This is a genomic window from Hyphomicrobium sp., assembly GCF_036780825.1.
Classification (GTDB): domain Bacteria; phylum Pseudomonadota; class Alphaproteobacteria; order Rhizobiales; family Hyphomicrobiaceae; genus Hyphomicrobium_C.
In genome coordinates this window covers 1-11,491 of the sequence record NZ_DAIQCD010000054.1, presented here as the reverse complement: position 1 = coordinate 11,491, position 11,491 = coordinate 1, and the positions used below count along the sequence as shown (strand labels likewise).

14 protein-coding genes are annotated in these 11,491 nt (G+C 63.9%); 9 read left to right on the top strand and 5 right to left on the bottom strand.

Annotation, left to right across the window (positions count from 1 at the left end):
* Positions 1 to 219: 219 nt before the first annotated feature.
* The 5 genes from V7P99_RS14225 to V7P99_RS14205 form a co-directional block, all read right to left on the bottom strand.
* Complete coding sequence (locus V7P99_RS14225; RefSeq protein WP_333795491.1) at positions 220 to 525, bottom strand: HPr family phosphocarrier protein; 306 nt, start codon at positions 523 to 525, stop codon at positions 220 to 222.
* Between the two features lie 16 nt (positions 526 to 541).
* On the bottom strand, positions 542 to 946 hold the full coding sequence (locus V7P99_RS14220) for a PTS sugar transporter subunit IIA (protein ID WP_333795490.1): 405 nt from the start codon (positions 944 to 946) through the stop codon (positions 542 to 544).
* A 212-nt stretch (positions 947 to 1,158) separates the two neighbouring features.
* The gene (locus V7P99_RS14215; RefSeq protein ID WP_333795489.1) at positions 1,159 to 1,626 is read right to left on the bottom strand and encodes an HPr kinase/phosphorylase; all 468 of its coding nucleotides are present in this window, start codon (positions 1,624 to 1,626) and stop codon (positions 1,159 to 1,161) included.
* Complete coding sequence (locus V7P99_RS14210) at positions 1,601 to 3,547, bottom strand: stimulus-sensing domain-containing protein (protein WP_333795488.1); 1,947 nt, start codon at positions 3,545 to 3,547, stop codon at positions 1,601 to 1,603. Before V7P99_RS14210 ends, V7P99_RS14215 begins: the two co-directional genes overlap by 26 nt.
* A gap of 96 nt (positions 3,548 to 3,643) precedes the next feature.
* A complete protein-coding gene (locus V7P99_RS14205; RefSeq protein WP_333795487.1) occupies positions 3,644 to 4,351 on the bottom strand; it encodes a response regulator transcription factor in 708 nt (235 codons plus the stop codon).
* 139 nt (positions 4,352 to 4,490) lie between these two features.
* Here V7P99_RS14205 and V7P99_RS14200 point away from each other — a divergent pair, with 139 nt between their 5' ends.
* The 9 genes from V7P99_RS14200 (at position 4,491) to pqqA (V7P99_RS14160) (ending at position 11,469) form a co-directional block, all read left to right on the top strand.
* Positions 4,491 to 5,270, top strand: coding sequence for a HugZ family pyridoxamine 5'-phosphate oxidase (locus tag V7P99_RS14200; protein WP_333795486.1), 780 nt, complete (start codon positions 4,491 to 4,493; stop codon positions 5,268 to 5,270).
* Between the two features lie 119 nt (positions 5,271 to 5,389).
* Positions 5,390 to 7,195, top strand: a complete 1,806-nt coding sequence (locus V7P99_RS14195; RefSeq protein WP_333795485.1) for a phosphoenolpyruvate carboxykinase (GTP) — start codon at positions 5,390 to 5,392, stop codon at positions 7,193 to 7,195.
* Positions 7,196 to 7,319: 124 nt separating this feature from the next.
* Entirely contained in the window at positions 7,320 to 7,766 is a 447-nt protein-coding gene (locus V7P99_RS14190) for a hypothetical protein (protein WP_333795484.1), read from the top strand.
* A 208-nt stretch (positions 7,767 to 7,974) separates the two neighbouring features.
* Positions 7,975 to 8,670 carry a peroxiredoxin family protein gene (locus V7P99_RS14185; protein WP_333795483.1) on the top strand — a complete coding sequence of 232 codons (696 nt, stop codon included), beginning with the start codon at positions 7,975 to 7,977 and terminating at the stop codon, positions 8,668 to 8,670.
* 170 nt (positions 8,671 to 8,840) lie between these two features.
* Positions 8,841 to 9,803 carry an HAD family hydrolase gene (locus V7P99_RS14180; protein WP_333795482.1) on the top strand — a complete coding sequence of 321 codons (963 nt, stop codon included), beginning with the start codon at positions 8,841 to 8,843 and terminating at the stop codon, positions 9,801 to 9,803.
* A 274-nt stretch (positions 9,804 to 10,077) separates the two neighbouring features.
* Positions 10,078 to 10,281 (top strand): hypothetical protein, encoded by a 204-nt coding sequence (locus tag V7P99_RS14175; protein ID WP_333795481.1) that lies wholly within the window; start codon positions 10,078 to 10,080, stop codon positions 10,279 to 10,281.
* Positions 10,282 to 10,383: 102 nt separating this feature from the next.
* Positions 10,384 to 10,689 (top strand): hypothetical protein, encoded by a 306-nt coding sequence (locus V7P99_RS14170; protein ID WP_333795480.1) that lies wholly within the window; start codon positions 10,384 to 10,386, stop codon positions 10,687 to 10,689.
* Between the two features lie 183 nt (positions 10,690 to 10,872).
* Positions 10,873 to 10,962 (top strand): pyrroloquinoline quinone precursor peptide PqqA, encoded by a 90-nt coding sequence (gene pqqA / locus V7P99_RS14165; RefSeq protein WP_020087993.1) that lies wholly within the window; start codon positions 10,873 to 10,875, stop codon positions 10,960 to 10,962.
* Positions 10,963 to 11,379: 417 nt separating this feature from the next.
* A complete protein-coding gene (pqqA, locus tag V7P99_RS14160; RefSeq protein WP_020087993.1) occupies positions 11,380 to 11,469 on the top strand; it encodes a pyrroloquinoline quinone precursor peptide PqqA in 90 nt (29 codons plus the stop codon).
* The last annotated feature ends 22 nt before the right edge of the window (positions 11,470 to 11,491 follow it).

Here is an 11,491-nt window from a genome sequence, read left to right as displayed (position 1 = left end):
GACTGTTCCAGCTACTTCAACGCCGCCGGATACGTATGATCGGAAAATGCTCTAAGTCTTTATTTGAGAGACTGATTCACGTTCTCGGTGGATGCGAGTCCGCATCCACCGAGAACGATCAGGCTATATCCGGGCTCCCCACGCACGGCGCGACATCCCGAGGGTGACGACAGAAAGGACGATTCAAAGGGGAAGCCGCCCTGCACCAGCTGGTGGGGCTCAGTCTTCTTCGGCCAACTCCTCGCCAAATCCCGTCTCGACGAGATTGACGAGCGCCTCCAGAGCCTCCGGGCCCTCGGTACCCTCAGCGGTGATATGCAGTGTGGCGCCGGGACCAGCGGCCAGCATCATAAGCCCCATGATCGACGTGCCGCCAACGGTCTGTCCGTCGCGCGTCACGGTAACGGCGGCTTCGAAGGTCTCGGCGAGCTTTACGAACTTGGCCGAGGCGCGCGCGTGCAACCCCTTGCGGTTGACGACGGTGACGACGGCCTCGGGGCGGTTGCTGTTCTTTATCTCTGGCATCGCGCGTCCCGCCATCTCATCGCTCGCCGGAGAGCTCCTGGCTCGCGACCTTGATGTATTTGCGCCCCGCTTCACGGGCCAGCGTCACGGCCTCATCGAGCGGCACCTCGGACCGGAGCCCCGCAAGCTTGACCAGGATCGGCAGGTTGATGCCGGCGAGAATCTCGACATTCGCCTCATCCATCACGGATATGGCGAGGTTTGAGGGCGTGCCGCCGAACATATCGGTCAGGATAATGACGCCGGAGCCGGTCTCGGTCCGGTGCACGGCCTCGAGGATTTCGGCGCGACGCGCCTCCATGTCGTCCTCAGGGCCGATCGAGATGGTCTCGAGTTGGGACTGGGGGCCGACGATGTGCTCGAGGGCGGCGCGGAACTCAACCGCCAAACCGCCGTGTGTGACGATCACGAGTCCGATCATCTAGCCCGTGCCGAGTTCTTTTCGCATTTGGATGCCGCGTGCGCCCGCCCGTTCGCACGAACACGCTCCAAGTCTCCATGGCGTCACGACAGTCTCCCTGGTGTCATGAGCTTCCGGCCCTCGCCGTCGCTTTCGCGCGTGCGGCCGGAGACTTACAAGGGTTCGCGGGCAAAGCAAGGGTTTTCCTGTCTCCAAGGCCGTCACGGCGGGGGTTAACGAGCCGGGGCAGCATCGAGAGCGAGCACGAGCTTCAGGGCCGCCGATGGCTCGAAGGGCGCGAGGCGCACGAGGGGAATGTTTATTCCGAGATAGGTCGCGCTTGCCGGCTCAAGCGGATAGCGGGGCACCTCGTCCGGCGACACGAGATCGACCACCAGCGCGAGACGCGCCGAAGCGCGAAAGGGCAGCGTCAGAATTCCAAGGCCGCGCACCTCGATCTTGCCGGCGATGGTCGCAGGTGGCGCAATCTCTATTCCACCTTCCTTCGCCGCCAAGCGTACCTGATCGTCGGACACGAGCTCGGCACGGAGCGGGATATGGGCAAGTGGCGGCAGAGCGATGCAGCGGAGCGCGAGATCCGACTTTCCGGCGCCCGAGGCTCCGCGGATCAGGGCCGCCTTGGCACCCAAGGCCACCGCCGTGCCGTGGGCGAGATCAGCCGCGTTCGAGAGCAGGCTCATGATGGCGATGGTCCGAGGCTTGGGCGCGGCGCGCACCCGACATGCTCGCACGGGCAGACTGCACGATGGCCGGCAACCGCACGACGAAGCGGGCACCGTGGGGGCGTTCGGCCAGCGTTCCCGGCGGCGACGAAAGCGTACCCGGTTGCCTGTTCTCCGCGATGATCTCGCCGCCATGCGCGCGGATGATCTCCCGCGAGATCGACAGGCCGAGGCCGGAATTCTTGCCGCGGACGGCCTCGGTATCGGGCCGGTCCGTGTAGAAGCGATCGAAGATGACGCTCAAGCGATCGTCCGGGATCCCCGGCCCTTCGTCCTCCACCACCAGCTCGACGGAGGCACCGACACGGCGCACGCGAACGGTGACGGCGCATCCTTCCGGCGAGAACGAGATGGCGTTGTCCACGAGGTTCGTCAGCACCTGCCCGAGACGGCCCGCATGGCCGTTGACCATGAAGGCGCGCTCGAACGGCGCGATGGCAACCGTCGTCTCGACGCGGCGCGTGTCGCTCGAGAGAATGTCCTTGAAGATCTGCGTCACGCTGGTGACGACGGTGGTGACATCGAGCGGACCCATCTGTTGGCGGGCGAGTTCCGCATCGAGGCGAGACGCGTTCGAGACATCGGTGATGAGCCGGTTGAGGCGCATCAGCTCGGTCTGGATCTGCTTCACGACCTCGCGGCGCTGATCCTCCGTCTTGGCGTAGGCGAGGGATTCGGCCATGGAGCGGGCGGCTGTTAGAGGGTTCTTGAGCTCATGGGCAACATCGGCGGCGAAGCTCTCGCTCGCCTCGACGCGCCGGTAAAGCGCCGCCGTCATGGCCGCGAATGCTGATGCCATCTGGCCCACCTCGTCCGTGCGGTGGGCGAAATCCGGCAGCTCCCGGCGGGCGCTGATATTGCGGCTTACAAGCTTCGCAGCCGCGGACAGGCGGCGGATCGGGCCGGCCACCGTGCGTGCAAGCAGCAGCGCGCTCAGCAGCGACGCCAGGATGGCGAAGGCTGCGAGGAGCCAGATCTGGTCCTGCTGATCGGAGACGATCTTGTCGATCTCACCGGGGCGCGTCGACATCAGGAGCACGCCCTGGACGCCCGAGGCGCGCTGGATGGGAACCGCCGTGGAGACGATCTGCTGCCCCTTCTCGTTGAGCAAAAGCATGGCCGTCGCCTTGCCTTCGAGGGCCTGGCGGACCTCGGGATAGGAGGTGCCGTTGGCGTTGCCGATCTCCTTGTAAACGGGAAGATCGTTGCTCGCGAGCATCCAGGCCTTGAGGCGGGTCCAGAAGTTCTTGGTGCTCGTCTTGCCGCCGTCGGGAACTTTCGGCTCATGGCGGGAGAGCTGGCCGCGCTTCAGGAGCGTCGCCGAATCCATAACCAGCGTCCCGTCGCGGCTGTAGACGCGGGCGCGGCGCGTGGTGGGCCCGATCAAACGCCGCAGAATCGGAGCCACCCGCTCGGGGCGGATCGACAGCTCGTGGGCGGTGAATGCGTCGTCGAAGGCAGAGGCGAGATCGTCATCGGCCGTGGGATCGGCGTGAATGACGAGGCGGCCGGTCTCCACGCGCGCGTCGCCGGCGATGGCGGCAGCGATGATCTCTCCCTGGACGCGGAGCGATTCCCGCTTGGCGTCGATGAGCCAAGCGTTGTTCTCGCTGAAGTACAGAATGCCAGCGATCATGACGACCAGGCCGGCGAAGCTTGCCACCAGGATGCGCCGCAAGAGGCTTCCCGCGATGAAGCGGAAAACCGGGACATGCCGCCACCAGGCGAACGTACGGTCGGCAACCCTTACGGCGCGGCGCGACAGGTAGCGGGAGCGGGAGACGAGCCGGCCGAGCCGGCGCCGCAGGCCGGCGAGGACGGCCTCGAACCCCTCGAGGCCAGTATCAATCGCCGGCGTTCGCTCCGTCTCGAGCGCCATTGCCCCTCCACGCGGACCATTAAACCGGTCTATCCGCCTCAGTGCCCGCGAGAGCGCTCCTGTGCATCCAGACCCCGCCGGCCCAGACCGGCCGCGCTACGCTTCCTTGAAGCGGTAGCCTACGCCATACAGCGTCTCGATAACATCGAAACTGTCGTCGACTTGCTTGAACTTCTTACGCAAGCGCTTGATGTGACTGTCGATCGTCCGATCGTCCACATAGACCTGATCGTCGTAGGCCGCATCCATCAGCGCGTCGCGCGTCTTCACCACGCCCGGACGGTGGGCCAGAGCCTGGAGGATCAGGAATTCCGTGACCGTCAACGTTACCGGACGGCTGTCCCAATGGCACGTGTGGCGCTCCGGATCGAGGCGCAGCTTGCCGCGCTCGAGGATGTGGGCGACCTGCGGCTCGGCAACCTGGCCGTCCTTGGGCTGCAGGCGCCGAAGAATGGCGCGCACGCGCTCGACGATCAGGCGCTGAGAGAACGGCTTTGCGATGTAGTCGTCGGCGCCCATCTTGAGGCCGAACAGCTCATCGATCTCCTCGTCCTTCGAGGTCAGGAAGATGACCGGCATGTCGGACTGCTGGCGCACCCGGCGCAGCAGCTCCATGCCGTCCATTCGCGGCATCTTGATATCGAAGATGCCGAGATCGGCCGGATCCTCGGTCAAGGCCTCGAGGGCGGAGGCGCCGTCCGAATAGGTGCGCACCTTGTAACCCTCGGCCTCGAGCGCCATGCCCAGGGAGGTCAGAATATTCCGCTCGTCATCAACGAGAGCGATGGTGCTCTTCTCTTTCATGGTCCCGATTATCCTCGCGACAACCCTATATGCGTCTTGGCGCTTTATGGTCCCAAATTGGATCAATTGTGGCAGGAGCGTCCTATACGGTAGCGCCTGAACACGAACTGAACGGGCTCGAACAGACGGAAGAGATCAAATGGCAGATGTAGATCGTGACACAAATCCGGGCGCGCCGATGGCACCGAAGACTGCGGACCTCTCTCCAGAGGTGGCAGCGAGGACGCTCATGCGCCGCGCTCTTAAGGGCTCGCTCGCCACGCTCGATCTTTCAAGCGGCCATCCTTACGCCTCGCTGGTGACGATCGCAACCGATGTGGACGGAACGCCGCTGTTCCTGATCTCAACCCTCGCTGCCCACACGAAAAACCTCGAATCCGATGCACGGGCCAGCCTGCTGTTCGACGGCACGGATGCAGCAGGGGACCCGCTCGCGGGGGGGCGTGTCACGGTGGTCGGCCGGGCAACCCGGACCCAGCGCGCGGCTGCCCGCCCGCGCTTCCTGTCGCGACACCCGGCGGCCCGCGGCTATGCCGACTTTCCCGATTTCGCCTTTTACGAGCTCGCGCTAGAGCGGGCGCATTTCATCGGCGGTTTCGGCCGCATCGTGGACCTCGCGCCGGCGGATCTTCTGATCGACATCAAGGATGCTCCGCAGCTCGTGGCCGCTCACGACGACATCGTCGCGCACATGAATGAGGACCATTCCGCCGCCATCGCGCTCTACGCCACGGTGCTTGCCGGCGCGCCGGGCGGCCCCTGGCGCATGACCGGCCTCGACCCCGAAGGCCTCGATCTCGTTTGCGACGGCATGACCTGCCGACTGCCCTTCGCCAGGACGGTCAGAACGCCCGATGAGGCGCGCCAGGAGCTGGTCGCACTCGCAGCGCGGGCACGAGAGCAGCAGCCGGATCAATGACGGTGACGTTTGCTTGGACGGACGCGGGGCTCAATGGTAGCCTCGCCTCCAATAAAACCGAGACAGGCATGAGCACACCGTTCGCATACTGACGCACGCCATGCGGAGGAGCGCCCGTCATGACCACCATGGCCGCTCGCGAGGTCAAGACGACCAATCCGGGCGTCGCAGCCTTCGTCGAAGACGCCGCCGCGCTGTTCAAACCGGAAGGCGTGCGCTGGTGCAACGGCAGCAGGTGGGAATACCAGGAACTCCTCAAGCAGCTTGTCGACAGCGGCACGGCGCAATGGCTCAACCCGGCCAAACGGCCGAACTCCGTCATCGTGCGCTCGGATCCCGCCGACGTGGCGCGCGTCGAGGATCAGACATTCATCTGCTCTGTCTCGCGGGATGACGCCGGCCCGACCAACAACTGGGCCGACCCGCGCGAAATGAAAGCGAGGCTCACCGCGCTTTACGACGGCGCCATGGCCGGGCGCACGATGTATGTCGTTCCTTACTCGATGGGGCCCATCGGCTCGCCAATCGCCGACATCGGTATCATGGTCACCGACAGCGCCTATGCGGTGGCGAACATGCACATCATGACCCGTGTCGGCGACAAGGTGCTCGAGGCGCTTGGACAAGGCGCCGAGTTCGTGCGCGGGCTCCATACGGTGGGCTATCCGCTTGCTACCCCGGCGGCCGCCGACGTGCCCTGGCCCTGCAACAAGACCAAGCTCATCTCGCATTTTCCGGAAACCCGGGAGATCTGGTCCTACGGCTCGGGATATGGCGGCAATGCGCTTCTCGGCAAGAAATGCCACGCGCTGCGTATCGCCTCCGTCAAGGCCCGCGACGAGGGCTGGATGGCCGAGCACATGCTGATCCTCAAGCTGATCAACCCCCAGGGCCGGGCAAAATATTTCGCTGCCGCCTTTCCATCGGCCTGCGGGAAAACAAACCTCGCCATGCTCGTGCCCACCGTGCCGGGCTGGCAGGTCGAGACGCTGGGCGACGATATCTGCTGGATGAAATTCGGCGCCGACGGCCGGCTCCATGCCATCAACCCCGAAGCGGGCTTCTTCGGCGTGGCGCCCGGCACGTCGAACGAGAGCAATCCCAACGCGATGGGAACGCTCCAAGCCAACATCATCTATTCGAACGTGGCCCTGACCGACAACGGCGACGTCTGGTGGGAAGGAATGGGCGAGCCGCCCGCGCGCGCCATCGACTGGATGCGCCGCGCCTGGACGCCACACTGCGGGCGCCCCGCCGCACATCCGAACGCCCGCTTCACCGCGCCGGCTGCACAGTGCCCCGTCATTGCCCGGGAGTGGGACGATCCCGACGGCGTGCCGATCGACGCCATCCTGTTCGGCGGCCGGCGCGCATCCGTCGTGCCCCTGGTGTCGGAAGCACTTTCATGGCGCCACGGCACCTTCCTCGGCGCCATCATGGCGTCCGAGAAGACCGCGGCGGCGGCGGGAAGCGTGGGCGATCTTCGCCGCGATCCGATGGCCATGCTGCCGTTCTGCGGCTATCACATGGGCGACTATTTCCGACACTGGATCGCCATGGGCGAGACAGGTGGCGACGCGATGCCGAAGATCTTCCATGTCAACTGGTTCCGGAAAGGACCCGAGGGCAAGTTCCTGTGGCCCGGCTATGGAGAGAACAGCCGCGTCCTGAAATGGATCTTCGAACGCTGCGACGGAGCTGCGGACGCCACCGAGACGCCGATCGGCAAGCTACCGACCCGGGACGCGCTCGATCTCGATGGGATCGACCTCGCGGAGGATGCCATCTCAGCGTTGCTCAGCGTGGACCGCGACGGCTGGAAAGCGGAGCTTCCGGCGATGCGCGAGCATTTCGCCACGTTTGGCGACAGGCTGCCGGCGGCGCTCCGCGAGGAGCTGGCGGCCCTCGAGCAACGCCTCCAATGAAAACATCGCTGCAGGGCTCCGCTATTCGCGAACTCTCGCAGGACACGGAAACTGTCCATACGCACTACCGCGCTTATGGCGCCTGCGCGGTTCTCTCGTATGATCGCATCATCACGCGAGTCGGATGGCTGGAAAGGCGAGCGGCGCGATGGTGCGCAACACGGCCGGGGCGGGTGAGATGCTGGAGTGGCTTTCGAAGCTGTTCGGCCGGTCTCGAGAGGCTGCGGCTCAACGCCGGGTCACGTCTCCGGTGCGCGTGAGATTCGATGACAAGATCGTCACCGTCGACGAGGGCAGCGGATTGCTCGCGATGCTGGCCTGGGCGGATCTCGCAAACGTCGCGCTGCAGGCGAGGCACGCCGTTCCGCCGGACGCCGACCTGGTTTGGATCCTCGCTCATAAGGATGGCCGCCAGGCCCTCACCATTCCGATGGGCGCCGATGGGGAAGGCGCTCTCGTGGCGGCAATGCAAGCGCGGCTTCCCGACTTCGACAACATGGCCGTGGTGGAGGCGATGAGCAGCGCCGGGGACGGCATGTTCCAGGTCTGGCCGGCGGCCGCTTTGATCTAGGATGCGATCAAACAAAGCTCTTAGAGCCGTTCCCTCCAGCACTAAGTCTTGTCCGCAAGGGTGCGACACCGGGAGGATCGTCAAGGCGTGTCAACGTCTTGGCTCCCCTGCCTTACCGGCAGTGCCGTGCCGCAACGGTAAAAAATCCTGACGGGAACCGGCCGGAGCGGGTATGTTTTCGCGCTTCCCGCGTCAGAAAGGACCGCCGATGTTCGACCCTGAGAATCCGCCAGAGCTCACGACCGCAGCCTGGTTCAATGCCGATGCGCCACTCGCGCTCGCCGACCTCAAGGGCAAGGTCGTGGTGATGGCTGCGTTTCAGCAGCACTGCCCCGGCAGCCTCAAGCATGGCCTGCCGCAGGCGCAGCGGATGGCGGGCGCCTTCAGCGACGACGAGGTGGTCGTCATCGGGCTCAACACGCCCTTCGAGGAGACGGACAAGCAGGACAAGGCCGCGCTCGAAGCCTTCGTCGATCAGCAGGGCCTGACGTTTCCGGTGGCGCTCGACAAGACCGACGGGCAAGCCGTGCCCCAGACGATGGACGCCTACGAGATCCAGGGCACGCCGACGGTGCTGATCTTCGACCGGCAAGGGCGCCTTAGGCGGCACTATCTCGGCCAGGTGGATGACCTCAGGATCGGCGCGGAGGTCATGGCCCTCACCATCGAGGCGCGTGATGCGCCACGCGAACAATCGGTCGCCATCGAGCGGCGGCTGGCGGCGGTGCTCGTCGAGCCGAGCGCCCATGATCATGGCGGCTGCGGATGCGGCAGCCACCATGGGCACGCAGAGGATCATCATCACCACCACGGTGAGGGTGGCTGCTGCGGCGGGCACGGGCATGCCGAGCACGATCACGCACATGCCCATGGCGGCTGTGGATGCGGCGGCCACGGGCATTGACGCTGCGCGGCGCCGGCGACTGCACCAAGCCGTGTTCTCCCGCTTGGCAATAAGGGCGGGAGAGCCGTTGGCGTGAGGAAATGCTCCGTGCCCGGCATCTCCATCGGCCTTTATGGCGCCATCCGAATCGGTCGACAGTCCGCGGGAACCTTCAAGCAGACGGGCCGACGATGATCGAGCGCACAACGACGAGACGGGAGCGGAGCGCCGAAGCCGGTGCCGGACCTCTGCGCGCCTCGTCCGCGAAGCGGAACGTCGCCAGCACGGCCAGGACAGGTGCGCCCTTCACCAAGAAGACCATCGCTCTCGTCTATGATTTTGACGGCACGCTCTCGCCGCGCCCGATGCAGGAGTATGCTTTCCTGCCGCAGATCGGGATCGAGCCGGCCGCATTCTGGGCCGAATGCTCGCGCGTCGCCCGGGAGCAAGGCGCCGATCCGCTGATCACCTATATGCACCTGATGTACAAGCTCGCGCGTGAGAAGGGGCTGCGCATCGACCGCGCCGACCTCGTGCGGCAAGGTGCGGACGTGGAGCTGTTTCCGGGCGTCGAGGAATGGTTCGATGCCATTACGGCCTACATCGGTATCCGGTCGGAGAGCCACGGCGTCGAGCTTCGCCATTACCTCGTCTCGTCGGGTCTCACCGAGATCATCGAGGGAACGCGCATCCGCAAGCACTTCCACAACGTGTTCGCATCCGAATACTGGTTCGACGCTTATGACCTGCCATTTCCGAAACGCGTGATCACGGACACGGGCAAGACGCAGTACCTGTTCCGCATCAACAAGGGGATCGAGGACCTCGGAGACAGCATCAACGCACACATGCCGGAGGAGCTGCGGCCGATCCCATTCCGCAACATGGTCTACTTCGGCGACGGCGAAACGGATGTGCCCTCCATGGCGCTCATGCGCAAAAGCGGCGGCCATGCGATCGCCGTGCATCCGGAGGGCGCGGACATCGAGAAATGCGCGGAACTGTTCCGTGCCGGACGCGTCGACTTCTACGCCGCCGCTGACTTCCGTCGAGGCAGCGCACTCTTTAAAAGAACATGCCTTCTACTCGATCGCATCCTTGCTGACATCGCCGTTGAGGAGGAGATCTGGCATCTCGGGCAGGAGACCCGCTGACCGCTTCCTATGCTGAGCCCGGCATGAGGCCGCGCGGCAGCCTTGCGGCCAGCCCCCCTCGGCCCCAACTTCATTAAAGCCGTTCATACCCGCTAGCATTGGATCACGCTGTGTGAACGGACTCTGAGTCGTGGCATGCGAGGCTGGCCATGCGGTACGAACACGCCATTTTCTCCAGCTGTGCCCGACGAGACGGGCCTTCTCGCTCGCCTTGCGGTCTCGCCACACAAACGATCAAACCTTTGATCGCCCCATCTCCTGAGGAGACCCTTCCATGGCCTTCGAAGACGTGACCGCTGAGATCGGCGTTCTGCTCACGCGGATGCAGAATGAACCGGAGGATGCTCATGAGCTCTACCTCCAGCTGATGGAGAAGCTCAACGAGCTTAAGGCGTTTGGACTTCCTATCCCGGAGGATCTGCAGAAGCTCGAGGCTGAACTTTCGGCAGACCTCGACGCGGCAAGACGAGCACATTGACACCGCGATATCCAGAGTCGGCGGATTCGGTCAGCAAGAGATATGCATGCGTGACGGCCGGCCGCCGCCCCACAAACTCCGCAGCCCGGCTTCGCCTGTTCCGTGACTGAGCACACCAACATCGATCGCGCCATCCAGGAGAGGGCGCTCCTCAGGCTCGTCGCGCTCGTCGTCGGCTGCGTGGTCGTGATCCTGTTCGTGCTGCGGCTTCACCTGCTCTTGCTCTATGCGGGAGCGGTCGACGACGTGGCTGCGGGCGACGCCAGCTACGTCGCGTTGATTGCGGCTCCGCTGCTCTTCTCCGTTCCCGGATTGACGCTCGCTTGGCTTGGCCGCGCGCCCCGCACAGCACTGGCACTCGTCGCCCTTGCCTTACCGCTGACCCTTGCAGCGTGGCTGGATGTGTGAGCGGCGGATAGCCGAAGAAGACGGATCAAGCGATCAGCGAAGCTTTGAGTTGCAATAAATATTCCTTATCTATGGATCACGTACTTGCGATTTGTCGTTATCGGGGGTGGCGCCTATATTCAGTTCAGGATCGGCAGGGCTGGCGGCCCTCTGATCAGTCTCACACTCTAAGGAGGATCCCCGATGAAGACCTGGATGAAGCCTTCTGTTCGCGAGCAGGAAGTCGGCCTCGAAGTCACTTCGTATCTGCCGGCTGAGATCGATATCATCTAACTCGATCTGCTCGGACTTGAATTCGACGGCGGCCGCGAAAGCGGCCGCCGTTTTATTTTTGGCATTGCCATCGATAGGAATTGCTGAGTTCATCGCAGCCCCGAGAGCAAAAACTGTTTTCGAGGAATTTTCCGAGCTCCGCTTTTTTTTCGGCGCGGCCTTCCTGTAATGACGACTACCAAGGACGCTTCACGAAACGTTCAATTCCCGTGATCATCTATTCCAGCCAACCCCAGCGATTGCATCCCTTCTAATGCTTTGATATCTCCTCTCTTTTTACTGTTATAGTATATAGTAGCATCAGGCTGCCTGATGGAATGAAATGAAAATACGATTGGTCCAATGGCGGGCCGACACCTATTTCTTCATTGTGCGCACACGCGTTCCGTTGCGCCGTTTTCTCAAGGAGGAACTACTATGAAGACTTGGATGAAGCCTTCGGTCCGCGAGCAGGAAGTCGGCCTCGAGGTCACCTCGTATCTGCCTGCTGAGATCGACATCATCTAACCGTCGATTAAGCGACTATCGA